This window comes from Rhodanobacter ginsenosidimutans, from assembly GCF_042655685.1.
GTDB classification, from domain to species: Bacteria; Pseudomonadota; Gammaproteobacteria; order Xanthomonadales; family Rhodanobacteraceae; genus Rhodanobacter; species Rhodanobacter ginsenosidimutans.
On record NZ_JBHSMM010000001.1, the window covers coordinates 1,581,043 to 1,605,991 of the forward strand.

Annotated in this window: 25 protein-coding genes; 18 read left to right on the plus strand and 7 right to left on the minus strand. The window is 64.9% G+C overall.

Going from position 1 to position 24,949, the window contains the following annotated elements; translation table 11 throughout:
- The first annotated feature begins 29 nt into the window (after positions 1-29).
- Together ACFPK0_RS06890 and ACFPK0_RS06895 are read left to right on the plus strand one after the other, a co-directional pair.
- Entirely contained in the window at positions 30-461 is a 432-nt protein-coding gene (locus ACFPK0_RS06890; protein WP_377339299.1) for a type II toxin-antitoxin system RatA family toxin, read from the plus strand.
- Complete coding sequence (locus ACFPK0_RS06895) at positions 454-753, plus strand: RnfH family protein (RefSeq protein ID WP_377339302.1); 300 nt, start codon at positions 454-456, stop codon at positions 751-753. Before ACFPK0_RS06890 ends, ACFPK0_RS06895 begins: the two co-directional genes overlap by 8 nt.
- A gap of 40 nt (positions 754-793) precedes the next feature.
- Here the strand turns inward: ACFPK0_RS06895 and ACFPK0_RS06900 are convergent, their stop codons facing one another.
- Entirely contained in the window at positions 794-1,264 is a 471-nt protein-coding gene (locus ACFPK0_RS06900) for an outer membrane protein assembly factor BamE (RefSeq protein ID WP_056079957.1), read from the minus strand.
- A gap of 77 nt (positions 1,265-1,341) precedes the next feature.
- Between ACFPK0_RS06900 and fur the strand changes: the two genes are divergently transcribed.
- On the plus strand, positions 1,342-1,764 hold the full coding sequence (gene fur, locus ACFPK0_RS06905; protein WP_007081897.1) for a ferric iron uptake transcriptional regulator: 423 nt from the start codon (positions 1,342-1,344) through the stop codon (positions 1,762-1,764).
- Positions 1,765-2,172: 408 nt separating this feature from the next.
- Here the strand turns inward: fur and ACFPK0_RS06910 are convergent, their stop codons facing one another.
- Positions 2,173-3,780 carry an MASE1 domain-containing sensor histidine kinase gene (locus ACFPK0_RS06910; protein ID WP_235578646.1) on the minus strand — a complete coding sequence of 536 codons (1,608 nt, stop codon included), beginning with the start codon at positions 3,778-3,780 and terminating at the stop codon, positions 2,173-2,175.
- Between the two features lie 80 nt (positions 3,781-3,860).
- On the opposite strand from ACFPK0_RS06910, the gene ACFPK0_RS06915 reads away from it, so the two are divergent.
- Positions 3,861-4,493 carry a response regulator transcription factor gene (locus ACFPK0_RS06915; protein WP_056079954.1) on the plus strand — a complete coding sequence of 211 codons (633 nt, stop codon included), beginning with the start codon at positions 3,861-3,863 and terminating at the stop codon, positions 4,491-4,493.
- A 108-nt stretch (positions 4,494-4,601) separates the two neighbouring features.
- A complete protein-coding gene (locus ACFPK0_RS06920; protein ID WP_377339306.1) occupies positions 4,602-5,912 on the plus strand; it encodes an MFS transporter in 1,311 nt (436 codons plus the stop codon).
- A gap of 59 nt (positions 5,913-5,971) precedes the next feature.
- On the opposite strand, the gene yidD is transcribed toward ACFPK0_RS06920, so the two are convergent.
- Complete coding sequence (gene yidD / locus ACFPK0_RS06925) at positions 5,972-6,235, minus strand: membrane protein insertion efficiency factor YidD (protein WP_082520131.1); 264 nt, start codon at positions 6,233-6,235, stop codon at positions 5,972-5,974.
- 122 nt (positions 6,236-6,357) lie between these two features.
- On the opposite strand from yidD, the gene dksA reads away from it, so the two are divergent.
- Complete coding sequence (gene dksA / locus ACFPK0_RS16895) at positions 6,358-7,575, plus strand: RNA polymerase-binding protein DksA (protein ID WP_417715060.1); 1,218 nt, start codon at positions 6,358-6,360, stop codon at positions 7,573-7,575.
- A 104-nt stretch (positions 7,576-7,679) separates the two neighbouring features.
- Here the strand turns inward: dksA and ACFPK0_RS06940 are convergent, their stop codons facing one another.
- On the minus strand, positions 7,680-8,105 hold the full coding sequence (locus tag ACFPK0_RS06940; protein WP_056079951.1) for a SufE family protein: 426 nt from the start codon (positions 8,103-8,105) through the stop codon (positions 7,680-7,682).
- Positions 8,106-8,172: 67 nt separating this feature from the next.
- Positions 8,173-9,537: a cysteine--tRNA ligase gene (cysS, locus tag ACFPK0_RS06945; protein WP_056079949.1), complete on the minus strand. Its 1,365-nt coding sequence runs from the start codon at positions 9,535-9,537 to the stop codon at positions 8,173-8,175.
- Positions 9,538-9,715: 178 nt separating this feature from the next.
- Here cysS and ACFPK0_RS06950 point away from each other — a divergent pair, with 178 nt between their 5' ends.
- From ACFPK0_RS06950 to ACFPK0_RS07005, 12 genes are all read left to right on the plus strand, one after another.
- On the plus strand, positions 9,716-10,243 hold the full coding sequence (locus ACFPK0_RS06950) for a glycine zipper 2TM domain-containing protein (RefSeq protein WP_377339309.1): 528 nt from the start codon (positions 9,716-9,718) through the stop codon (positions 10,241-10,243).
- A gap of 376 nt (positions 10,244-10,619) precedes the next feature.
- The gene (locus tag ACFPK0_RS06955; RefSeq protein ID WP_377339311.1) at positions 10,620-11,627 is read left to right on the plus strand and encodes an N-acetylornithine carbamoyltransferase; all 1,008 of its coding nucleotides are present in this window, start codon (positions 10,620-10,622) and stop codon (positions 11,625-11,627) included.
- Between the two features lie 10 nt (positions 11,628-11,637).
- Entirely contained in the window at positions 11,638-12,261 is a 624-nt protein-coding gene (locus ACFPK0_RS06960) for an FMN-binding negative transcriptional regulator (RefSeq protein ID WP_377339313.1), read from the plus strand.
- The gene (locus ACFPK0_RS06965) at positions 12,258-12,731 is read left to right on the plus strand and encodes an OsmC family protein (RefSeq protein WP_377339315.1); all 474 of its coding nucleotides are present in this window, start codon (positions 12,258-12,260) and stop codon (positions 12,729-12,731) included. The genes ACFPK0_RS06960 and ACFPK0_RS06965 overlap by 4 nt, the downstream gene beginning before the upstream one ends.
- An 84-nt stretch (positions 12,732-12,815) precedes the next feature.
- A complete protein-coding gene (locus tag ACFPK0_RS06970; RefSeq protein ID WP_377339317.1) occupies positions 12,816-14,072 on the plus strand; it encodes an argininosuccinate synthase in 1,257 nt (418 codons plus the stop codon).
- 142 nt (positions 14,073-14,214) lie between these two features.
- Positions 14,215-15,417, plus strand: coding sequence for an acetylornithine deacetylase (locus ACFPK0_RS06975; RefSeq protein ID WP_377339319.1), 1,203 nt, complete (start codon positions 14,215-14,217; stop codon positions 15,415-15,417).
- The gene (locus tag ACFPK0_RS06980; protein WP_377339321.1) at positions 15,410-16,732 is read left to right on the plus strand and encodes an acetylglutamate kinase; all 1,323 of its coding nucleotides are present in this window, start codon (positions 15,410-15,412) and stop codon (positions 16,730-16,732) included. The genes ACFPK0_RS06975 and ACFPK0_RS06980 overlap by 8 nt, the downstream gene beginning before the upstream one ends.
- A complete protein-coding gene (gene argC, locus ACFPK0_RS06985) occupies positions 16,729-17,682 on the plus strand; it encodes an N-acetyl-gamma-glutamyl-phosphate reductase (protein WP_377339323.1) in 954 nt (317 codons plus the stop codon). The genes ACFPK0_RS06980 and argC overlap by 4 nt, the downstream gene beginning before the upstream one ends.
- An 85-nt stretch (positions 17,683-17,767) precedes the next feature.
- A complete protein-coding gene (argH, locus tag ACFPK0_RS06990; RefSeq protein ID WP_377339325.1) occupies positions 17,768-19,063 on the plus strand; it encodes an argininosuccinate lyase in 1,296 nt (431 codons plus the stop codon).
- A 157-nt stretch (positions 19,064-19,220) separates the two neighbouring features.
- A complete protein-coding gene (gene proB / locus ACFPK0_RS06995; protein ID WP_377339327.1) occupies positions 19,221-20,390 on the plus strand; it encodes a glutamate 5-kinase in 1,170 nt (389 codons plus the stop codon).
- A 90-nt stretch (positions 20,391-20,480) separates the two neighbouring features.
- On the plus strand, positions 20,481-21,659 hold the full coding sequence (proB, locus tag ACFPK0_RS07000) for a glutamate 5-kinase (RefSeq protein WP_056079923.1): 1,179 nt from the start codon (positions 20,481-20,483) through the stop codon (positions 21,657-21,659).
- Positions 21,656-22,918 (plus strand): glutamate-5-semialdehyde dehydrogenase, encoded by a 1,263-nt coding sequence (locus tag ACFPK0_RS07005; protein WP_056079920.1) that lies wholly within the window; start codon positions 21,656-21,658, stop codon positions 22,916-22,918. The genes proB (ACFPK0_RS07000) and ACFPK0_RS07005 overlap by 4 nt, the downstream gene beginning before the upstream one ends.
- A 124-nt stretch (positions 22,919-23,042) precedes the next feature.
- Here the strand turns inward: ACFPK0_RS07005 and ACFPK0_RS07010 are convergent, their stop codons facing one another.
- On the minus strand, positions 23,043-23,540 hold the full coding sequence (locus ACFPK0_RS07010) for a pyridoxamine 5'-phosphate oxidase family protein (protein WP_377339330.1): 498 nt from the start codon (positions 23,538-23,540) through the stop codon (positions 23,043-23,045).
- A 95-nt stretch (positions 23,541-23,635) separates the two neighbouring features.
- Complete coding sequence (gene kynU / locus ACFPK0_RS07015; protein WP_377339332.1) at positions 23,636-24,931, minus strand: kynureninase; 1,296 nt, start codon at positions 24,929-24,931, stop codon at positions 23,636-23,638.
- Positions 24,932-24,949 lie beyond the last annotated feature (18 nt).

Here is a 24,949-nt window from a genome sequence, read left to right on the forward strand (position 1 = left end):
CAGGCCATTGATGATTTGAAGAGGCTGCCGTGATCGAAATTCGTCGCAGTGCGCTGGTGCGTTTTACGCCCGAGCAGATGTTCGATCTGGTCAATGATGTGGAAGCATACCCAAAGCGTTTCAACTGGTGCGCTTCGTCGGAAGTGATCGAACGCGACGGCAACGTGCTGGAAGCACGGCTGGATCTGAATTTCGCCGGTCTGCGCCACAGCTTCACCACCCGCAACACGGCCGAGCCGCCGCAGCGCATCGACATCCGGCTGGTCGGTGGCCCGTTCCGCTCGCTCGATGGCGTGTGGACGTTCGCCGCGCTCGGTGACAGCGGTTGCAAGGTGGCGCTGGCACTGGATTTCGAATTCGCTGGCCGCTTCGGCGGTGCCTTGCTCAAGCTGGGTTTCCAGAGCCTGGGCAACCGCATGGTCGACGACTTCTGCCGGGAGGCCGAGCGCCTGTATGGATGACGCTACGCCAGACGGCTCCGCGATTACGGTGGAAGTGGTGTATGCCGATGCAACGCGGCAGATCGTTCGTCGCCTGGAATTGCCGGCTGGCAGCACGGTGATGGAAGCGGTCACTGCTTCGGAACTGGAAAGGGACGTGCCAGTGGGCACGATTGACCCGACGCGATTGGGTATTTTCTCGCGTCGGGTATCCCCAGATCAGGTGCTTGGCCAAGGCGACCGGGTGGAAATCTACCGGCCGCTCGTGCTCGACCCCATGGAAGCGCGTCGGCGGCGGGCGCGGCGCCGCTGAGAAACCGTACCGGGCGTGCCCGGCCGGTTACTTCACACGGTCATTGACCGTCGTCGTTATCCCCGCCGCTGCTGGCGCCCGCGCCGAAACCGCCGTCGTCCTGTTTCGGCTTCTCACTCTTGTCGCCCTCGGTTTCGTTGACCGGATAGTCGGCGTGATACTTCTTGCTGTCTTCCAGCAGCTTCTCCGCGTCCTGCGGGAAGAAGTCACCTTCGGTACGTACCAGCGTGTCGTTGTTGAAGGTCAGCGTGAGGGTGCGTATCTTGATCGGGCCACCGCGATGCGACTGCGTGGACACGTAATCCCAGCGGCTCTGCTCGAAGGGCGTGGCCACCGACGGTGTGCCCATCAGCACCAGCACCTGACGCTTGGTCATCCCCGGCTTCAGCTGATCGACCGTCTTCTTGTCGAGCAGGTTGCCCTGTTGCACATCGGGTGTGTAGACGATGTGGCAGCCGGCGATGGAGACCGCCAGCATGGTGAAAACCAGCAGGGAGATCAGCTTTTGCATGCGTGGTGCGTCCCAATCATAAAGGTGTCGGATGATACACTACCGTTTCGGTAGCGCTGTGCGCCTGGAGGTCAGTGATGGAACAGGAAACCAGGGAACTGCGTCGGGTTGGCCTCAAGGTCACCCATCCGCGCATGCGCATCCTGCAGATCTTCGACGAGGAGGAGGGCAATCATCTCACCGCCGAAGACGTCTACAAGAAATTGCTGGCCCATCAGGAAGACATCGGCCTGGCGACGGTTTATCGCGTGCTGACCCAGTTCGAGGCAGCAGGCATCGTCGTCAAGCACAATTTCGAGGGCGGCCAGGCTGTCTACGAACTCGACCGCGGCAAACATCATGACCACATGATCGATGTGGACAGCGGAAAAGTGATTGAGTTCGTCAGCGAGGAGATCGAGCGGCTGCAGCACGAAATCGCGGCCCGGCATGGCTACGTTATCGAGGACCACAGCCTGGTTCTCTACGTGCGTCCCAAGCGGCGGGCCGGGAAGGCCTGAGCCTTCGGTCCCCGGGCGCTGATGCCGCCTGGCGGCACTCGGCAAGATCCGGGTAGGGGGACAAAAAAAGCACAAAAAAAACCGCAGTTGGACTCCTGTCCGCCTGCGGTTGTTCCGTTACCTGTCGAGCTCCGATTCAGCGAATTGCTCGCTGGCATCGGGTACGCCACAAGTCGCGGCAAAAACGGCATCCTGCCGTTTTTCTCGAAGCGCCCGTCCCCACGGTTGCTTCGATACACCATCTTGCGATGGTGGCTCCCCCACATCGATGGAACGATACTAACGAAGCTTTCACGGGCCGGATATTGGAAAAATTCCTAGGTGACGCGGTGATTCACCGTGGCCTCCGCCTTGAAGCTCAATGACATCGGTGGCATCCGGTCAGGCAGGCTCTTTGTTCGCTGCGCCTCACGCCAGCGCGGAAGGGTCGGCGCCACCGTTGCTGTTTCGCAGCAGGATCCGCAGGTGAACGCCGGGCTGCTGCGGGTGCAGCCTGAAATCCCCACCCAGTGAGGTCACCCGGTCGCGCATGCCCTGCAGGCCGCGTCCGCCACGAGGTACGCGAGCGGGCAGGCCGGTACCGTTGTCGCGCAGGTCCAGCAGTGCCAGCGCGATGCCCTGGCGTTTGCCAATGCGCAGGCGCAAGCGGAATTCGGTGGCGCCGGAGTGCTTGACGGCGTTGGTGGCGCTTTCCTGCGCCAGGCGATAGATCGCCGTGCGGATGTCCTCGTCGAGCTGACGTGGATCGCCGTACAGGTCCGTGTGGTACGCGATGCCCGCGGTGGTCAGCAAGTCGCGTATCGGGCCTTCGTCAAGCGCGCGCATCAGGCCGAACTCGTCCAGCACCGCGGGGCGCAAGTCGTCGAGCAGCCGATGCAGGGCCCGCCGCATATGCCCCAGGATGGTGTTGATCGAGCTGCTGATGTCTTCCAGCCCGGCCTGCCGCAGACGCGCTTCCGCCAGTTTCACGTGGGTCTGGATGGCGGTGATGTTCTGCCCCAGTTCGTCGTGGAGTTCGGCGGCCAGGTGTCTGCGCTGGTTTTCGTCGGCGCGCAGGTTGCCGCGCGCGGCATTGCGCAGCTGGCCGGTGAGCTGGTCGAGGTGGTAATTGACCGCCCCCATGTAGGCGTTCTGCTCGGCCACGTACGCGCTGCTCTCGCGCAAGGCGTCGGTGGCCGATCCCAGCATGATGGCGCCGGTACCGGCCACCGCCAGCAGCAGATAGGCCGATGCAGTCGAGGGCGCATAGCCCAGGCGGTGCTCGGCCAGGGTAATGCCCACGCTGGTGACCAGCATGGCCAGGCTGGCTCCGCGCCAGCCATGCCGGAACGCGAAATACAGGATCGGTGCCAGAGACAGCACGCGGGCGAATTGCGGCTCGGGAGCGGCCTGTCGCGACAGCAGAAGCAGGATTGCCATCGAAGGCAGCATCACCAGCACGCCGTCGATCAACAGGCTGATCAGCGCCCCGCGGTCCAGTCGATCCTGCAACAGCATCACCATCAGGGGGACCAGCAGGAGAATCGCCAGATAATGGCTGAGCAGTTGTTCGCCCAGGATCCTCAGCATCTGGTCGCTGCCACGATGGAGCGCGGTGAGCGCCGTGGCGTCGGTGATCGCGGTGGCAGCCACCAGCACCAGCACGATCAACAGCAGCCGCGCCATCTGCTGGGGTGTATTCAATGTGACCTGCCAGCCGAACCGGCGCACCAGCCACAAGCCGCCGGCCATCACCAGCATGTCCGGCAGTTCGCCGAAAAGGAGACCGTTCCAGCCGGCGGGCGCGCCCTGGTTCATGACGATGCCGAACGAGGCGACACATTCCGCGCCCAGCAGCCAGCCCCAATAACGCATGGGTGCAAGCAGCAGGGCGCCGAATCGCAGCCCGTACGGCAACATCCAGAATGGCTGCGCCGTGGGCCACAGCGCCATCCACGCCAGGAAATAAGCGAGCCCCAGCATGGGGCCGAGACATGACGTGAGGAACGACTTCGATAGCATGGCGCGATGGTACATGTGCGGCACCATGTCGCGGCGGTGGTTCCTTAGGAAGTGGAAGTCGTGCCGTGGCGCACGCGCGTGTGTAAAGTAGGGACATGCACAGTATCGTTCTGGTTGACGACCACGCCATCGTCCGCGAAGGGTTCAAGCGCCTGATCGAGCTTGAGCCCGATCTGGACGTGATCGCCGAATGCCGTTGCGCCGACGACGCGGTGGAGGCGGTAACCCAGTGGCTCCCCGATCTCGTGGCGCTGGATCTGTCGTTGCCTGACGGCAGCGGGCTGCCGCTGATCGAGCATCTGCTGAGCGTGGCGCCGCAGACCCGCATCGTGGTGCTGAGCATGCACGATGGCGAACCGTACATTTCCGAAGCCATGCGCCGTGGCGCCAGCGGCTACGTGACCAAGGGCGTGGCGCCGGAGGAACTGGTGGCCGGGCTGCGCGCCGTGATGAATGGTGAGAGCTTCCTGAGCTCGGATATCCGCAAGCGGCGTGCGGAACGGCCAGGCGACGCGCTTGATCCCATCCACCGGCTGACGGCCCGCGAACGCGAAGTCTTTTTGCTGCTTGCCGCCGGGCGCGCGCCCAAACAGGTGGCTGCCGAGCTGGGCATTGGCCAGAAAACCGTCTATATCCATCGGGCCAGCGTGATGGGGAAACTCGGCGCCGGTTCCGAGCTCGAGCTTTACCGCATGGCCAGCGAACGCAGCCTGTTGCCGGCGGCCTGACCTACCAGCAAGCCCTCGAATGGACGGCCATCCGCGATGAACCGCGATGATGCCGCGGTGGGCTGCGCTCTGTCAGAATTGCCGTCCAGCCAACAGGGGAGCCATGGCATGAGTGACACCGAGGTCGTGCCGGTCAATTCGCCGCGCCGCATTCTTTTTGCCAGCCTGATCGGCACCACGATCGAGTTCTTCGATTTCTACATCTACGCCACGGCGGCGGTGTTGATTTTCCCGACGCTGTTTTTCCCCGCGGCGGACGCCACCTCGGCCACGCTGGAATCGCTGGCCACGTTTGCGCTGGCGTTCTTCGCGCGCCCGATCGGTTCGGCCGTGTTCGGCCACTTCGGCGACCGCGTCGGGCGCAAGGCGACCCTGGTGGCGGCCTTGCTGACCATGGGCATTTCCACCGTGACCATCGGCTTGTTGCCCACCTATGCGGACATCGGCGTGGCTGCGCCCGTGCTGCTCGCGCTGTGCCGTTTCGGCCAGGGTCTGGGTCTGGGTGGCGAGTGGGGCGGCGCCGTGTTGCTGGCGACCGAGAATGCACCGCCGGGCAAGCGTGCGTGGTACGGCATGTTTCCGCAGCTCGGTGCGCCGATCGGCTTCTTCCTGTCTTCCGGCATGTTCTTGTGGCTGACCCAGGGTATCGGCGAGGCCGCATTCTTCGCCTGGGGCTGGCGCGTTCCGTTCCTGGGCAGCGCGGCGCTGGTGGTGATCGGCTTGTGGATGCGGTTGAAGCTGCACGAGACGCCCGACTTCGCCCGCGCGATATCGCGCCATGAGCGCGTGCGCATGCCGATGCTGACCGTGCTCACCCACCATCCGCGCGCACTGCTGGCCGGCACCTTCACGGCGCTGGCCACGTTCGTATTGTTTTATCTGATGACGGTGTTCGCCCTGAGTTGGGCCACCACGCGGCTGGGTTATTCGCGCGAAGAATTCCTGCTGCTGCAGATGCTCGGCGTGATCCTGTTCGGTATCACCATCCCCCTGTCGGCCATCTTCGCCGATCGTTACGGTGCGCGTCTGGCGATGGTGCTTTCCACCTTGCTGATCCTGGCTTTCGGTATCGGTTTCGCGCCGCTGTTCACGGCCGGCAGCATGACCAGCGTTCTCCTGTTCCTTTCGCTGGGCCTGGGTGTGATGGGGCTGACATACGGCCCCCTGGGCACGGCGTTGGCGCAGATGTTTCCCACCGCAGTGCGCTATACCGGCGCATCGCTGGCGTTCAACATGGCGGGCATTTTCGGTGCGTCGCTGGCGCCGTATATCGCCACCTGGCTGGCGGCGACGCGTGGCCTGGCCTACGTCGGCTATTACCTTGCCGCGGCAGCGGTGGTGACGTTGCTGGCCTTGCTGATCACGCCGCGTTCCGCGCACGAACCCGTTGCGTCAGGTGAGCCGACGGTCGCGATCTAATGCAGGGGCGGGATCAGCGACGGCGTCGCTGGATCTCGGGTAATGTCGCCGCTCGACGGTCAATGGGGACCGGTGGTGTGGTCGTGTGATCGGCAGCGGGCAAGGTGGAAATGCTCGGGCACCGGATCCTCACCACCCGTGCACAGCGGCTGGCAGCGCAGCAGTCGCCAGCCGGTCAACAAACTTCCACGCCACGGGCCGAAGCGCGTCACCGCGATACGTGCATAATCAGAGCAACTGGGATGAAATCGGCAGCGCGGTCCCAGCAGTGGGCTGAGCCAACGCTTGTAGAAACGGAGCAACAACAGTATCAATCGGGTCAAGACAGACGTAACCGCGGCGAGCTGGGGAATTCAGTGCCACGAGTATTCCAGAATCGAGCTTGCCGGTGTAGGGCACATGGGCTATAACTCCCGGCCGCCACGGCCAAAAACGGTGAAGGAATATGGCGAATACGACGCGTAGTTCGACCGCTGCCAAGGTTAAAAAGGACAAGGTTCCGACCAAGTCGGCCGGCAAGCCCAAGGCTGCCGCCGTCAAGGGCGGCAAAGCCAAGCCCGTGGCGAAGTCGGCAACCGCCAAGCGCCCGGCCGCTGCGGCGAAGCCCGCCGCAAAGACCACGGCGGCACGCAAGCCGGCGACCGTGAAAAAGGCGAAGTCGGCTGCTGTGACGGCAAAGAAAGTCACGGCCAGGCCGGCAGCGAAAGCGTCTGCCAAACCGGCTAGCGCAAAGAGCGCGCCGAAGAAAGGGGTGGCAAAAAAAGCCCCCGTGAAGCAAGCTGTGACGAAGGCGTCGGTCAAACCGGCGGTCGCAAAGAAGTCGGCGCAGAAACCAGCATCCAGGCGCTCGACGGTTTCGAAAACCCCCATCAAGCCGGTAGCGAAGAAGTCTGCACCACCGGCAAAACCCGCGGCGAAGGTTGCTTCGAAGCCTGCTTCGAAACCCAAGGCGCCGCTGCCGACCAAGGACAAAACGGCAAAGGCTGCCGTGTCGGCCAAATCCGCTCCCCGGCCCGCACCGGTGGCTGCACCCAACAAACAGGCTGTTCCGGCTTCCACCACCGCGCTCTACAAAGGCAAGGTGGCAAGTGCCATCGCCATGGTGACCCCGCGGAAGGCCCCGGCTCCCGCGCACCATGCCTCTCACCATAATCATAAAAATTCGTCATCATCAATGAATAAATCGGCTACAAAAAAGCTTGAAAACGGTGTCACTCGGGAAGACGGGCGCTACGCGCTGCCTTCCACCAGCGTCATCGCCTTGCCCAAGGGGTATCGTCCGTCCTCCGACGAGGAGTACATGAACCCGCAGCACCTGGCCTACTTCCGCAACAAGCTGCGCGACTGGCGCGACCAGTTGGTGGAAGAATCGCGCCAGACCATGGACAACCTGCGCGAAGAAGTGCGCGATGTCGGTGACGAGGCCGAGCGCGCCACCCGCGAAACCGAAAACTCGCTGGAACTGCGCACGCGTGACCGCTACCGCAAGCTGATTTCCAAGATCGACAAGGCGTTGCGTCGGATCGAGGAAGGCAGCTACGGCTTCTGCGAGGAGACCGACGAGGAAATCGGCGTGGACCGGCTCGATGCCCGCCCCATCGCCACCTTGTCGCTCGATGCGCAGGAGCGTCGCGAACATCTGCAGAAGCAGATGGGCGATTGATCGCTCTGTTTCAATGACATGAAAAAGCCCCGCTTCAAGCGGGGCTTTTTCTTTGCCGGCGTACGCGCGGCGAGTGCGCTCGATGCGCAGTCGTGGACGTGTGGCTAGGCCAGTGCCTGCGCGGCGTAACCCTTCAATTTCGCCAGCATCGACGCCAGCCCGTTCGAGCGGGTGGGCGAGAGGTGCTTGGCCAGGCCAATGGTGCCGATGAAGGCGGGTTCGGTATCCACGATGTCCCGTGCCGGGCGGTCCGAGTACACGCGCAGCACCAACGCGATCAGGCCGGAAACGATGGCCGAATCGCTGATCGCCTCGAAATGCATGCACTGGGCATCGCCGCTGGGAACCAGCCAGACCATCGACTGGCAACCGAGCACGCGGTAGTCCTCGGTCTTGTGCTCCTCCGGAAACGGCGGCAGTTGCTTGCCCAGGTCGATCAGGTATTGGTAACGCTCGGTCCAGTCGCCGAAATAGGCGAATTCCTCGGCGATTTCCTGCTGCGCCTCGTCGGCGCTGGTTTGCGTATTCATCGGCTCATTATCGCGCAACGGGTGGAGGCGGGGGGATGCGGCCGGCTCATCAGCGCATCCATAACCCTCACTTGACGCTCCAGCGGGTTCCTTGGGCGCTGTCCTCGATCACGATGCCCAGCGCGTCCAGCTCGGCGCGGATGGCGTCCGCGCGGGCGAAGTCGCGCGCGGCGCGGGCGTCGCGGCGCTGCTGCAACAGACCTTCGATGTGGACGGCGTCGATCGTTTCCCCGCCGCGCTGGAACCATGCTTCGGGTGCCTGCTGCAGCAGGCCGAGCAAGGCGCCGCCACCGAGCAGCTCAGCCTTGGCCGCGGCCGTGCCGGCCTGGCGCGCGGCATCGGCCAGTTGCGACAACTCCGCCAGCGCCTGCGGGGTATTGAGGTCATCGCACAGCGCGGCCTCGACGGCGGGCGGCACCGGCAGCGCGCCTTCGGGGAGGTCGATCCCGTCCAGGTCGCGCAGCACGCGGTACCAGCCATCGAGCGTGTTTACCGCCTGCTGGATGGCGTCTTCGGACCAGTCCAGCGGCTGGCGGTAATGGCCGCGCAGCAACATGAGGCGCAGTGCCTCGGCCGGATGCTGCTGCAGGAGTTCGTGCACCAGCAGCACGTTGCCCAGCGACTTGGACATCTTGCGGCCGCCGAAGGTGAGCATGCCGTTGTGCAGCCAGTAACGGGCGAACGCCTTGCCGCCATGCGCGCAAGTGGATTGGGCGATCTCGTTTTCGTGATGCGGAAACTGCAGGTCGATGCCGCCGGCGTGGATATCGATGGTTTCGCCCAGGTGGGCGGCGCTCATCGCCGAGCATTCGATATGCCAGCCGGGACGACCGCGGCCCCACGGGCTGTCCCAGCCGGGCAGTTCCGGGGTGGACGGCTTCCACAGCACAAAGTCGCCAGGGCTTTTCTTGTAGGGCGCCACGTCCACCCGCGCGCCGGCGATCAATTCCTCGGTGTCGCGGCCGGACAGCTCGCCGTACGCCGGGTAGCTGCCCACATCGAACAGCACATGACCCTCGGCGGCGTATGCGTGGCCGCTGGCGAGCAACTGCTCGACCATCGCGACGATCTCGCCGATATGCGCGGTGGCGTGCGGCTCAATGTCCGGCGGGGCCACACCGAGGCCGGCCATGTCGTCGCGGAAGGCCTGGGCGAAGCGGTCGGTGATGGTGGTGATCGGCACGCCCTGTTGCTGCGCGGCGGCATTGATCTTGTCGTCGACGTCGGTGATGTTGCGGGCGTACACCACCTGCGGGTAATGCCGCCGCAGCAGCCGCGCCAGCACATCGAACACCACCGGCGGGCGCGCATTGCCGATGTGCACGAAGTTGTAGACGGTGGGGCCGCACACATACATCGTCACCCGTTGCGGGTCGAGCGGAACAAAGGGTTCGAGCCGGCGGGTGAGGCCGTTGTAGAGCGAAATCGGCATGGGTTGGAGCATCCGCGATGGAGAACAAGCGTGCTGGCGTTTTACGGCAGCCCGGCATCTTAACAAGGTGTAAGCGGGGCGGGCGGAACCCGCTGATTCTAAGCGTTTATTCAGCGTGAATTTGTTGCAATGACGGAGCAACCGCAATCCTTGCAGTGCTTATTGATCGGAGTTCGTAATGACCAAGCTGCTGTTTCCCATGCTGTTGCTGGCCTTGGCGACGACGGGCGTCCAGGCCCAGGACGGGCGCTACGCCAATGGCGACGACAACACGCATTACGGCTGGGCCGACGTATTGCGCGTCGATCCGGTGTCGGCCATCACCCAGACCGAAGTGCCGCGGCAGGAGTGCTACGACCAGCAAGTGGTGCATCAGGAGCGCGGCAACAGCACCGCGGGCACGATCCTCGGCGCCGTCGTCGGTGGCGTGCTGGGCAACACCGTGGGCAAGGGCGATGGACGCCGCGCGGCGACCGTGGCAGGCGCGGTGGCGGGCGGTGCCGTGGGCAATCGTGCGTCCAACCATGGCGGCACGTATGAAACCACGCAGACGCAGTGCCGGCAGGTCAGCACGGTCAGCGGGCAGCGCCGTATCGTTGGCTACGACGTCGAATACAAGTATCGGGGCGAGGTCTACGTGTCCCGGCTCAATTACGATCCGGGCGAACGGCTTCGGGTCCGGGTGAACGTGCAGCCGGCCGATTGACCCGCGCCAGCGTCACCGGAATGCGCCGCCTTCGGGCGGCGTATTCGTTTGCATCGCGTGTGCGGCTGGCGGCAGATTTTTGTTGCAAGGCAGCGAAATTCCCGCCATCATGCATGTTCATGTTCAACGCTGATCACCGATTTCCGCGCATGTCCATAGCCGTCTATACCGCCAACGTCCTCACCAGCGCCCGCATGGCCGCTGGCATGACGTCGCGCGCGCGCCGACCGCGGTACCGACTTTCGGCCGGGTAGGCAGTCGCGCACGTTAATTATGCGGATAGACGAAAAAGCCCGGCCCTCGTGCCGGGTTTTTGCGTTTTCGGAATTGGTTTCACACGTATCTATTGGCTGACTCTCACTCAAGGTATCGCCCCATGGCACCTCGACATTTCCTGACCACCCAGGATTACAGCCGCGCCGAGATCGACGCGCTGCTGACCCAAGCCGCCGAATTCAAGCGCTCGCCCGGCGGGCAGCAAATGGCCGGCAAGTCGATCGCGCTGCTGTTCTTCAACCCCTCGATGCGCACGCGCACCAGCTTCGAACTGGGTGCGTTCCAGCTGGGCGGGCATGCCGTGGTGTTGCAGCCGGGCAAGGATGCGTGGCCGATCGAGTTCGAAGTCGGCAGCGTGATGGATGGCGACACCGAGGAGCACATCGCCGAGGTGGCGCGCGTGCTTTCGCGCTATGTCGACCTGATCGCCGTGCGCGCGTTTCCCAAATTCCAGGACTGGGCGGTGGACCGCCAGGACACCGTGATCAAGGCATTCGCGCACTACGCCACGGTGCCGGTGATCAACATGGAAACGATCACCCATCCCTGCCAGGAGCTGGCGCATGCGCTGGCGCTGAAGGAACACCTGGGCAGCCTGCAGAACAAGAAGTACGTGCTGACTTGGACCTACCATCCCAAGCCGCTGAACACCGCGGTGGCGAACTCCGCCTTGCTGATCGCCACCAAGATGGGCATGGACGTCACGTTGCTGTGCCCCACGCCGGATTACGTGCTGGACGAGCGCTACATGGCGTATGGACGTCTGAACGCGGAGCAGAACGGCGGCTCGCTCAAGGTCAGTCACAATATCGAAGAGGCCTACAGCGGCGCCGACGTGGTCTACGCCAAGAGCTGGGGCGCGTTGCCTTATTTCGGTCGCTGGGAGCAGGAAAAGCCCGTCCGCGAGGCCAGCAAGCACTTCATCGTCGACGAAGCGAAGATGGCGCTGACCAACAACGGCCTGTTCAGCCATTGCCTGCCATTGCGGCGGAATATCAAGGCCACCGATGCGGTGATGGATTCGCCCGCATGCATCGCCATCGATGAAGCCGAGAACCGCCTGCACGTGCAGAAGGCAGTCATGGCCTCGCTGATCGGCCAGGGCTGAGACAGCTACCATGTACGCGCCCACGTCATTTCGCGAAACACGCAGCGAGGTCCTGCGCGATCTGGTTCGTGCCTATCCGTTCGCCACCGTGGTCGTGCAGGCGCAGGGTGGGTTGGCGGCAAACCATCTGCCGTTCGAATGGAACGGCGACGCGCTGCAGGCACATGTCGCCCGTGGCAACGAGTTGGTGGCGATGGATGGGTCCCCGGTGCTTGTGGTGTTCCAGGGGCCGCAGGGCTACATCAGCCCAAACTGGTATCCGAGCAAGCACGAGACCGGGCGCGAAGTGCCGACCTGGAATTACACCGTGGTACACGTGCATGGCCGGCTGCGCGTGGTCGATGACGCCGCATGGGTTCGCCGCCAGCTGGAAGCGCTCACCGATCACCATGAATCAGGCCAGCCCCGGCCATGGACAATCAGCGATGCGCCCGAGGATCACGTCGAGAAATTGCTGGGCGCGATCGTCGGTATCGAAGTCACGGTCGAACGCATCGAAGGCAAGTTCAAGCTCAGCCAGAACCATCCCGCGCGCAACCGCGAAGGGGTGATCGCCGGCTTGCGCCAGCGCGATCGCGATGGCGACGTGGAACTGGCCGCCATGATGAACCAACGCGAGGAATCCGCATCGTGAACCATCAGCATCACTATCGCGTCGACGTGGAATGGACCGGCAACCTCGGCAGCGGCACGGACGGCTATCGCAACTACAGCCGCGACCACGTCATCCGCATCGAGGGCAAGCCGCCGCTGGCCGGGTCGTCCGACCCGAGCTTCCGGGGCGACGCCGCAAAGCACAACCCCGAGGACATGCTGGTCACCGCCTTGTCGACCTGCCACATGCTGTCCTACCTGCACATGGCGACGGTGGCCGGTGTGGTGGTGACGAAGTATGTCGATGCGGCTGAGGGCACCATGGCCATGGAAGGGGATGGCGGTCATTTCGTCGAAGTGGTGTTGCGCCCCACCGTCACGATCAGCGCGGCCAGCGATGCGGCCAAGGCCGAAGCGGCTCACGAGTCGGCCCACCACGCCTGTTTCATTGCCAATTCCGTGAATTTCCCGGTGCGCTGCGAACCGCGCATTGTTGTGAGCCGGGAATAGAGAATCGGGAATAGGGAATCGTCCAGAGCAGCTTTTCGTAACTCGTCTGTTTTTGCTACGTCCGCATTTTTCAGGAAAACCATTATGTCGAACGCTTCTACCATTCCCCATTCCCCATTCCCCATTCCTGCCACCGGAGAAGGCAAGCACATCGTGCTTGCCTTCTCCGGTGGCCTCGACACCAGCTTCTGCGTGCCTTACCTCAAGGAGCGCGGCTGGGCGGTGCATACCGTGTTCGCCGACACCGGCGGTGTGGACGCCGAGGAGCGCGCCTTCATCGAGAACCGCGCGAAGGAGCTGGGCGTGGCCAGCCACGTCACCGTCGACGGCGGCCCCGCGATCTGGAGCGGCTTCGTCAAGCCGTTCGTGTGGGCGGGCGAGGGCTACCAGGGGCAGTACCCGTTGCTGGTGTCCGACCGCTACCTGATCGTGGAGGCCGCGCTGAAGCGCGCCGCCGAGCTGGGTACGCGCGCCATCGCGCACGGCTGCACCGGCATGGGCAACGACCAGGTGCGCTTCGACCTGGCGGTGAAATCGCTGGGTGACTACGAGATCGTGGCGCCGATCCGCGAGATCCAGAAGGAACACACGCAGACACGCGCCTACGAGCAGGCCTTCCTGGAGGAGCGCGGCTTCGGCGTGCGCGCCAAGCAGCAGGCCTACACTATCAACGAAAACCTGCTGGGCCTGACCATGTCCGGCGGCGAGATCGACAAGTGGCAGGCGCCGGGCGAAGGTGCGGTGGGCTGGTGCAAGCCGCGCGCCGAATGGCCGTCCAAACCGCTGCAGGTGAAGATCGGCTTCGAGCGTGGCGAAGCCGTGTCGCTGAACGGCGAAAAGATCGCCGGCCACAAGCTGCTGGCGAAATTGAACGCCCTGTTTGCGCCCTACGGCGTGGGTCGCGGCCTCTACACCGGCGACACCACGATCGGCCTGAAGGGCCGCATCATCTATGAAGCGCCCGGCCTGATTTCGCTGCTGACCGCGCACCGCGCGCTGGAAGAAGCCGTGCTCAGCAAGCAGCAGAACCGCTTCAAGCCCGACGTGGCGCGCAAGTGGGTGGAAGTGGTGTACGAGGGTTTCTTCCACGACCCGATCAAGACCGACCTGGAAGCATTCCTTGCGTCCAGCCAGTCCACCGTCAATGGCGAAGTGACGCTGGAGACACATGGCGGCGTGGTCAGCGCGGTGGCGATCGAATCGAAGCACATCCTCAACGCCAAGGGCGCCACCTATGCACAGTCGGCCGACTGGGGCGTGGCAGAGGCGGAAGGCTTCATCAAGCTGTTCGGCATGAGCAGCACGCTGTGGGCCGAGGTAAATCGGAGCGACAAGGCATGAGCGCTCAGCTCTACTCCCCTCTCCCTTTGGGAGAGGGGCAGGGGGAGAGGGTACGGATGTGCCTCGAAGCCTCGCTTCGCCCGTACCCTCTCCCCAATCCCTCTCCCACAGGGAGAGGGGCTTTGCAGCGTGAGGTTGTCCGATGAGCGCGTTGCTCGAGGCGACTCTGGCGCACCTGCGTGCGCTGGTCGGCTTCGACACGCGTAACCCACCGCGGGTGATCGACACCGGCGGCATCTTCGATTACCTGCGCGCTCAGTTGCCTGGCTTTGACGTGACCGTGACCGATCACGGCGCCGGTGCGGTGAGCCTGCACGCGGTGCGTGGCCAGCCGAAATACCTGTTCAACGTGCATCTGGATACGGTGCCCGATTCGCCGGCGTGGACGGCCGATCCGCATGCGTTGCGTGTCACGTCGGATCGGGCGATCGGCCTTGGTGCCTGTGACATCAAGGGCGCGGCGGCGGCGTTGGTGGCCGTGGCCAATGCCAGCGACGGCGACATGGCGCTGTTGTTCTCCACCGATGAGGAAGCCAACGATCCTCGGTGCATCGCGGGTTTTCTCCGTGCTTTTCCCCCTCTCCCTGTGGGGGAGGGTCGGGGTGAGGGTGCGGGCGGAGCTAACGGTATGACTCCGGCCGTACCCTCTCCCCCGACCCCTCTCCCAAAGGGAGAGGGGAGCTATCAAGCAGTGATCATTGCCGAGCCGACCAAGGGTGAGGCCGTGCTGGCGCATCGCGGCATCCAGTCGGTGCTGATGCGCTTCGCCGGCCACGCCGGCCATGCCTCGGGCGAGCAGAAGGCCAGCGACAGCGCGCTGCACCAGGCGGTGCGCTGGGGTGATGCGGCGCTGGATTTCGTGGACGCGCAGTCGCATGAGCGTTTCGGCGGCCTCACCGGTCTGCGCTTCAACATCGGCCGTATCGAAGGCGGCATCAAGGCCAACATGATCGCGCCCAGCGCCGAGCTGCGCTTCGGCATGCGGCCGCTGCCCACGATGCAGCCTGACGGTCTGCTGGAAAACTTCCGCGCCTTGGCCGAACCGGCGCCTGCGCATTTCGAGGAGACCTTCCGCGGCCCCTCGCTGCCGGCAGGCGACACGGCGCGGGCCGAGGAGCGCCGCCTGCGCGCGCGCGACCTGGCCGACGAGCTGGGTATCCCGGTCGGCAACGCGGTGGACTTCTGGACCGAAGCGGCGCTGTTCTCCGCCGCTGGCTATACCGCCTTCGTCTATGGCCCCGGCGACATCGCCCAGGCGCACAGCGCCGACGAATGGGTGGCGCTGGACCAATTGCAGCAGTACGCACAAACCATCTACCGGATCGTCGATCGTGGAAATGCATAACAAGAGTACCCGTCAGACCATCGTGCGCCTGCTTTCGAGCATGGGCAGCGCGAAGGAAATCCAGCAGTACCTGAAGCGCTTTTCGCAACTGGACGCCAAGCGCTTTGCCGTGGTGAAAGTCGGCGGCGCGGTGTTGCGCGACGACCTGTCCGCGTTGACCTCGTCGCTGACCTTCCTGCAGCAGGTCGGCCTGACGCCGATCGTGCTGCACGGTGCCGGTCCGCAACTGGACGAGGAGTTGTCCGCCGCGGGCATCGTGAAGGAGACCGTCAACGGCCTGCGGGTCACCTCGCCCGAAGCGCTGGCGATCGTGCGCAAGGTGTTCCAGGCGCAGAACCTGCGGTTGGTGGAAGCGCTGCAAGGCATGGACGCGCGTGCCACCTCGGTGCCGTCGGGCGTGTTCGCGTCCAGCTACCTGGATCAGTCCGTGTACGGCCTGGTCGGCAAGGTGGACAGCATCAACCTGGCACCGATCGATGCCAGCCTGCGTGCCGGTTCGATCCCGGTGATCGCCAGCCTCGGCGAAACGCCGAGCGGGCAGATCCTCAACATCAACGCCGACTTCGCCGCCAACGAACTGGTGCGCGTGCTGCAGCCGTACAAGATCGTGTTCCTCACCGGCACCGGCGGCTTGCTGGACGAGAAGGGCAAGGTGATCGATTCGATCAACCTCAGCACCGAGTATGACCATCTGATGGCGCAGCCGTGGATCAACGGCGGCATGCGACTGAAGATCGAGCAGATCGCCGACCTGTTGTCCGACCTGCCGCTGACCTCGTCGGTGTCGATCACGCGGCCGTCCGAGCTGGCCAAGGAGCTGTTCACCCACAAGGGTTCGGGCACGCTGGTGCGTCGCGGTGAGCGCGTCCTGAAATACGACTCGTGGGAAGGTATCGACCTGGATCGGCTGCGCGCGCTGATCGAGTCCAGTTTCGGTCGCATGCTGGTGGCCGATTACTTCGAGCGCACCAAGCCGCGTTGTGTTTACGTCAGCGAGAATTACCGCGCCGCGATGATCCTCACCGAAGAGGGCGGTATGCCGTATCTCGACAAATTCGCGGTGCTCGACGACGCGCAGGGCGAAGGCCTGGGTCGCGCCGTGTGGCAGGTGATGCGCGAGGCGCATCCGCGGCTGTTCTGGCGTTCGCGCCACGGCAACGCGATCAACCCGTTCTATTACGCCGAGTCCGACGGCAGCCTCAAGCAGGAGCGCTGGAAGGTGTTCTGGTACGGGCTGGACAATTTCGATGACATCGGCCGTTGCGTGGCCCATTGCGCCACGCGGCAGCCGACACTGCTGGATCGGGAATCATGAGCACGGAAAAAAAGAGCATCGGCATCGTGGGCGCACGCGGGCACACCGGCATGGAGTTGATCCGCCTCATCGCGGCGCACCCGGCGCTGGAGCTGTCCTTCGTCTCCTCGCGCGAACTCGATGGCGAGCGCGTGGCCGATCACGTCGAGGGTTTTGCCGGTGAGCTGCGCTACGCCAGCCTCGACGCCGACGCCGTGGCGGCGCAGAAGGCCGACGTGGTGATCCTGGCGTTGCCCAATGGCAAGGCGGCGCCGTATGTGGCCGCGATCGAGGCCAGCCGGCCCGACACGCTGCTGCTCGACCTGTCGGCGGATTACCGCTTCGACGACCATTGGTATTACGGCCTGCCCGAGCTGACCCGCGGCCGCTGGCGCGGCGAAAAGCGCATCAGCAATCCCGGTTGCTACGCCACCGCGATCGAGCTTTCGGTAACACCGCTGAAGGATCTGCTGGCGGCGCCGCCGGTGTGCTTTGGCGTATCGGGTTACTCCGGCGCCGGCACCACGCCGTCGGACAAGAACGATCCGGAAAAGCTGCGCGACAACCTGATGCCGTATGCATTGACTGGCCACATGCACGAGAAGGAGGCCAGTCGCCATCTCGGCCTGCCGGTGGAATTCATGCCGCACGTGGCACCGCATTTCCGCGGGCTTACCGTCACTACCAACCTGTACTTGTCGCGTTCGGTGAAGCGCGAGGATGTGCTGGCGCGCTTCCACGCCGCCTACGACGGCGAAAAGCTGGTGGATGTCACCGACGAAGCGCCGTGGGTGAGCCGCGTGGCCCACACGCATCGTGCCGAAGTCGGCGGCTTTGCGGTCTCGGCCGATGGCAAGCGGGTAGTCGTGGTGGCGACGCTGGACAACCTGCTGAAAGGCGCCGCCACCCAGGCCATGCAGAACATCAACCGCGCGCTGGGCGTGGACGAGTACACCGGCATACCGGTGTAGGAGCGCACCCCGTGCGCGAAAGCTCTTCCACAAGGCCTCGTCAAAGCCATCGCGCACAGGGTGCGCTCCTACAGGATTTCCTACGATGACCCAGCCCCTCTGGCAAAAAGACGGCATCAAGATCGATGCGAAGATCATGCAGTTCCTGGCCGGCAACGACGTGTTGCTGGACCGCGAGTTCTTCCTGCATGACATCACCGCCAGCAAGGCACATGTGGAAGGCCTGGCGAACATCGGCGTGGTCGGCGCGGACGAGGCGGCGGCGCTGAAGCGCGAGCTGGATGCGCTGGCCGAGGATTTCCGCAGCGGCGCGTTCGTGCTGGATGAGCGCCATGAAGACGGCCATTCCGCGATCGAGGCGCGACTTACCGAACGACTTGGCGACGCCGGCCGCCGCGTGCATACCGGGCGCAGCCGCAACGACCAGATCCTGGTGGCCACCCGGCTTTGGCTGAAGGAAAAGCTGGCCACGCTGCAGACGCTGTGCCACGACATCGCCCAGGTCTGCCTGGATCGTGCGGCGGAACCGACGTTGCCGCTGCCGGGCTATACGCACTTGCAGCGTGCCGTGGTGTCGTCCACCGCGATGTGGTTCGCGGGATTTGCCGAGGGTTTCACCGACAACGCGCTGCGCGCGCAGCAGACCGCCGTGTGGATCGACGCCAACCCGCTGGGCACCGCCGCCGGCTATGGCGTGAATCTTCCGCTGGACCGCGCGCACACCACACAGGCGCTGGGCTTCGCCCGCATGCAGGTGTCGCCGGTCTACGCGCAGTTGTCGCGCGGAAAATTCGAGATGGCGGTGCTGGAGTCGATTGCCAGTGCGCTGCTGGATCTGCGCCGCATGGCGTGGGATCTGTCGCTGTTCACCACCGCCGAATTCAATTTCGTGAAACTGCCGGCCGAGTACACCACCGGCAGCTCGATCATGCCGAACAAGCGCAATCCGGACGTGATCGAATTGCTGCGCGCCAGCTATGCCAGTGTGGCGGCGGCGCGCTGCGAGATCGAGCAGTTGCTGTCGCTGCCCTCGGGTTATCAGCGCGACCTGCAGTTTTCCAAGGGCTCGCTGTTTCATGGCGTGACGCACGGCTTGTCGGCGCTGGAGCTGGTGCCCGATCTGCTGGCACGTTTCCAGTGGAACGAGCCGGCCATGCGTGCGGCGATCGAGCCGTCGATGTACGCCACCGACGTGGCGATCGAGCAGGCAGCGGCCGGCGTGCCATTCCGCGATGCGTACCGCGCCGCCGCCGAAGCCGCCAGCGCGGCCGGTGCCGGGCGCACGCCCGAGTCCAGCCTGCAGGCGCGCGTCTCGCCCGGTTCTGGCCATGACCTGAAGCTCGACCAGGTGCAACAGCGCCTCGACGCCATACGCGGCTGAACAAGATCGGCATGGAGAGGGAAGGGGAGATGTCCACAGTCCATTCGGCAAAGGCGTTGCATCGTGCGGGCATGCGGCATCATGGACGTCCAGACGTCCATCCGGCCGTCCGCATGTTTGCTCGTTCCACCTCGATCGTCTTGTCGGGAAGCGAGCGATGAATCCGGCAACCCGAAGCTTGCCCGCCCAGCCTCTGCCCGCGTGGAAGCGGGCCGTGCTGAAAGTCGGCAGCAACCTGCTGGCGGCCGATGGCGGCGGGCTTACGCCGCAGTACGCGGCCGCGCTGGCGGATTTCATGGCGGCCAGCCATCGCGCGGGCCGTCAGGTGGTGCTGGTGTCCTCGGGCGCCGTGGCCGCCGGACGGGCCATGTTGCGGGCGAAGTCGGGCGCGGGCCCGGATATCGCGGCGCGACAGGCGCTGGCGGCGCTGGGGCAGGCGCCGATGATCGCGCTGTGGCAATCGCTGGCGTCGCAGTCGGTGGCCCAGGTGCTGCTGACCCACGACGATGTGCGCAATCGCCGCCGCTATCTCAACGCGCGTGCCACCTTGCGCGAGCTGCTGGCGCTGGATGTGTTGCCGGTGATCAACGAGAACGACACCGTGTCGGTGGATGAGTTGAAGCTGGGCGACAATGACAACCTGGCCGCCATCGTGGCCACCCTGGTCGATGCCGACCTGCTGTTGATCGCGTCCGACGTCGATGCGCTGTACAGCGCAGATCCCCGGCATCACCCTGATGCCGTGCCGTTCGCGAAGATTCCTGCCCTGACCCCGCAGATCATGGCGATGGCCGGCGGCAGCGGCAGCAAGGTCGGCACCGGCGGCATGCGCACCAAGTTGCAGGCCGCGGCGCGCGCGGCAACCGCCGGCATTCCCACCGCATTGTTCAGCGGCCGCGACGCTGCCACGGTAGAGGCGCTGCAGCATGGCATGTTGCACGGTACCCTTGTTGCCGCGGCAAGCACGCGAATGCATGCGCGCAAGCACTGGCTGCGTCACGCGCCCGCCGCACTCGGCAGCATCCGTATCGACGCAGGCGCGGCACGCGCGCTGGCCGGCGGCCACGCCTCGCTGCTGCCTGGTGGCATGACCGGTGCCGAGGGCGAGTTTCATCGCGGCGACCTGGTCGAGATTATCGATATGGACGGCCAATCGGTGGCGCGTGGGTTGAGCCAGTACTCGGCCGCCGAGGTGCGACGCCTGGCGGGCCGGCACAGCCGCGAGATTGAAACCGTGCTCGGCTACAGCTATGGCGACGAGGTAGTGCATCGCGACGACATGGCAACCCTCACCGATGCCACCGGCGATGCGTTGCCGCAGCGCTAGCTGGAAGTCACCCCGCCGACCCCGCGGCGGGCATCGGTTAAAATGCGGGATTCACGACGTTGCATTTCCCTTGGCCACTTGTAGAGGACGATGACCCAGACACGACCATTCACACCACAAACCCTGCCGCCATGGCGGCGCGCCGTATTGAAAGTGGGTAGCAGCCTGCTCGCCGCCGACACTGGCGGACTCAGTACGCGCTACGCCCTGGGCCTTGCACAATTCATTTCAGCCTGCCACGCCGACGGTCGCGAGATCGTGCTGGTGTCGTCGGGCGCCGTCGCCGCCGGCCGCCTGATGCTGCGCGACCATTCCCACGAAGACACCAGCAATGCCGCCCGACAGGCCATGGCGGCGCTGGGCCAGACGCAGACCGTGGCGTTGTGGCAACGCCTGTTCGACCATCCGCTGGCGCAGGTGCTGTTGACCCATGACGACCTGCGCGACCGGCGCCGCTACCTCAACGCGCGCGCCACGCTGAGCGAGCTGCTCAACTACAAGATCATGCCCGTGGTGAACGAGAACGATACCGTGGCCATCGACGAGCTCACCCTGGGCGACAACGACAATCTCGCGGCCATCGTGGCGGCACTGGTCGACGCCGACCTGCTGCTGATCGCCACCGACATCGACGGCCTGTATACGGCCGACCCGCGCACGAATCCCGATGCCGAGCCAGTCAACGAAGTGCTCGAACTCACTACCGGGATCATGGCGATGGCGGGCTGCGCCGGGTCGTCCGTGGGCACGGGCGGCATGCGCACCAAGCTGGAGGCGGCGGAGAAAGCCGCGACGGCGGGTATCCAGACCGCGCTGTTCAACGGCCGCGACAGCGAAGTGGTGAGCCTGCTTGCGCGCGGCCAGCTGCGCGGCACGCTGCTGCATACCAGCGCCACCCGCCTGCATGCGCGCAAATACTGGCTGCGGCACATGCCGGCGGTGACGGGCCATATCCACGTCGATGCCGGCGCCGCGCACGCCATCGTGCGCGAGGGGGCATCGTTGCTGCCCATGGGCATCATCCGTGCGGATGGCATGTTCCAGCGTGGCGACATGGTCGAGATCGTCACGGGCGGCGATGATGGCATGCTGCACGTCATCGCCCGCGGCATCGCGCAATATGGCGCGGCGGAAATCAATCGCATCGCACGAACCCACACCCGGGACATCGGCGACCGCCTCGGTTACAGCTATGGCGAAAACGTCGTCCATCGCGACGACCTGGCCACGCTGGGCGATACCGGGTTGCTGACAGGAGAATACGCATGAGCGACATCCGTACCCAGGCCCTGGCCTGCCGCGACGCCGCCACCGCCATCGCGGCGCTCGACAACACCGCCCGGCGCCTGCTGCTGCTGGACATGGCCCAGGCGATCGACAGCCAGACCGATACCATCCTTGCCGCCAACGAAAAAGACATGGCGCAGGCCGCCGCCAAGGGCGTGCAGGGCGCGATGCTCGACCGGCTGCGTCTGGATGCGGGGCGCGTCGCGACCATCGCCAACGCTGTGCGCGAGGTGGCCGACCTGCCTGATCCGGTGGGTCAGGTGACGCGGCGCGATCAACTGCCCAACGGGCTGGCGATCGAGCGCGTGCGCATTCCGCTGGGCGTGATCACGATGATTTACGAAGCACGTCCCAACGTCACCGCCGATGCCGCGGCGCTGTGCCTGAAGGCCGGCAATGCGGTCATCCTGCGCGGTGGTTCCGAAGCGCTGCATTCGAACACCGCGATCGCGGCAGCGCTGCATGTGGCGCTGCAGAAGCATGGCATTCCCGCCGCGGCCGTCACTCTCGTCGAAGATTTGCGCCGCGAGACGATGGTCGAACTGCTGCAGCTGGCCGACATCATCGACCTGGCCATCCCGCGCGGCGGCGAAGGCCTGATCCGTTTCGTCACCGAACACGCGCGCGTGCCGGTGATCAAGCACTACAAGGGCGTCTGCCATCTCTACGTGGACAAGGCAGCGGACCTCACGCTCGCGCTGGATCTGCTGATCGACGGCAAGACTTCGCGGCCCGGTGTATGCAACGCGCTGGAGACGCTGCTGGTACATCGCGATGTGGCCGCCGAGTTCCTGCCGAAGGCCGCGGCAGCGCTGCGCCAGCGCGGTGTCGAACTGCGCGGCGACGAACGCAGCCGCGAGCAGGTGCCGGACATGGCCGTCGCCAGCGAGGACGACTACGCCGCCGAATTCCTCGACCTGATCCTGGCCATTCGTGTGGTGGATAGCGCGGACGATGCCATCGCGCATATCCGCCGCTACGGCTCCGATCACACCGAGGTCATCGCCACCACCGACCAGGGGACGGCCGACGCATTCGTGCACGCGCTGCGCAGTGCGGTGGTGATGGTCAACGCGTCGTCGCGTTTCTCCGATGGTGGCGAATTGGGGCTGGGTTCGGAAATCGGCATTTCCACCACGCGCCTGCACGCCTACGGCCCGATGGGTGCCGAGTCGCTCACTATCGAACGTTTCGTGGTGCGCGGGGACGGCCAGGTGCGGCATCCGCAAAGTCGCGCGTAGGGACGCGTGGATTTGTAGGAGCGCACCCTGTGCGCGATGCCTTTGGTTGGGTAACGAAGAGCATCGCGCACAGGGTGCGCTCCTGCACGCTCGCCTGGTAGGGCATGGGGGCGGACGCGGTGATTCAGCCTTCCAGATGGCCGTGCTCGCCGATGTCGCCGGGCGCGTCGCTGATCATGCCGCGCGCCAGGTCGAGCGCCCGTTCGACGAAATTTCCTGCCTCCCAATAACTGGCATCGCGTACCTGCACGCGCAGCACCATCAGGTTGGGATCGTCCTTGCCGTCGGGGAAAAACACCTTTTGCGCGGGCGACCAGAGTTCATTGATGGTGTCGGCCTCCCGATCCATGCGGGCTCGGCCGCGTACCGACACGTAGCGATGCTCGCCCGGGTGCGCGTAGGCGAGATTCACCTCATGGTCGTCGGTGAGTTCCGCCACCTTGTGGCTGTTGGCGGCGGTAAAGAAAATCAGCTCTCCGTTCGCGTCCAGCTTGAGCGTTTCCAGCGGGCGGCTGACCAGTGAATTGTCCGCGGCTCGCGTGGTCAGCATCGCCACCTCGATATCGTCGATGAGCTCTCCAAGCTTGCGCAGGTCACCCTGGTTCGGCGCGTCGTTCTTCATGGCGGACTCCGTCGTGGTCGAAAGCTCCACGATGGCGCAATGCAACTCAACGTCCGATGAAATCGATGTTCAGCAGTGTCGGATGGTGTTGCCGGTCAAGCGGATGCGTCATGCCAGCGTCGAACCGCATGTGCAAACGCCAGGCAATCGGCAAAGCGGTTGTACAGCGGCACCGGTGAGATGCGGATCACGTCCGGCTCGCGCCAGTCGCCGATGATGCCGTGTTGCATCAGGTACTCGAACAGTGCCCGGCCGCGCTCGCGGCCGTCGGTAACGCGGATGGACAGTTGTGCGCCACGGCGTTCGGGTTCTTCGGGTGTCACCACGTGCAGCAGGTCGTTCAACTGCGTGTGCACCAGCCATTCAAGATAGCCGGTGAGTCGCACCGATTTTTCGCGCAGGCGGGCCATGCCGGCGCGGCGAAAAACTTCCAGCGATACGCGCAACGGGGCCAGCGCCAGGATTGGCGGATTGGACAGTTGCCAGCCGTCGGCACCGGCCGTGGGGATGAACTCTGGCCCCATCTGGAACCGCGTGGCCTTGTCGTGGCCCCACCAGCCGGCGAAGCGGGGCAGCACGGCGTTGGCGTGGCGCGCATGAACGAATGCGCCGCCGATGGCGCCAGGTCCGCCGTTGAGGAATTTGTAGCTGCACCAGATCGCGAAATCGGCGCCGCTGTCATGCAGCTGCAGCGGCAGGTTGCCCACCGCGTGGGCCAGGTCGAAGCCCACCTTGCAGCCGTGTCGATGCGCCAGCGCGGTGATCGCCGCCAAGTCGAACGCCTGCCCGTTGCGGTATTGCACGCCCGGCAGCATCACCAGGGCCGTGCGCGCGCCGTGCTCGGCCAGGACCTGCTCGATCGCCGCCAGCGACAAGGTGCCGTTGGGTTCGTCCGGTTCGATCTCGATCAGGTCGCGTGCGGGATCGAAGCCGTGGAAGCGGATCTGCGACTCCACCGCATAGCGGTCGGTAGGAAATGCGCCCGCCTCGATCAGGATCGCGGAACGCGCGGGCGTGGGGCGGTAGAAGCTGACCATCATCAGGTGCAGGTTCACGCCAAGCGTGTTCATCGTCACCACTTCGCCCGGTTGCGCGCCGACGATGGCTGCCAGGTCGTCGCGCAGGAACTCGTGGTAATCCATCCACGGCAGGCGGCCCTTGAAATGGCCTTCCACGCCCAGCTCGCCCCAGTAATCCAGCTCCGCGTTGACCGCCTCGCGTACGGCGCGAGGCTGCAGGCCCAGCGAGTTGCCGCAGAAATAGACGGAATCGACCGCGCGGCCACTGCCGTCCTCGTGCGGCGGAATCAGGAACTCGTCGCGGAAGTGGCGTAGGGGATCGGCGGCGTCGCGGGCCTGCGTCCAGGCGGCGCTGGCTTGGTAATCGTGCATGGATGAACTGTCCTCGCG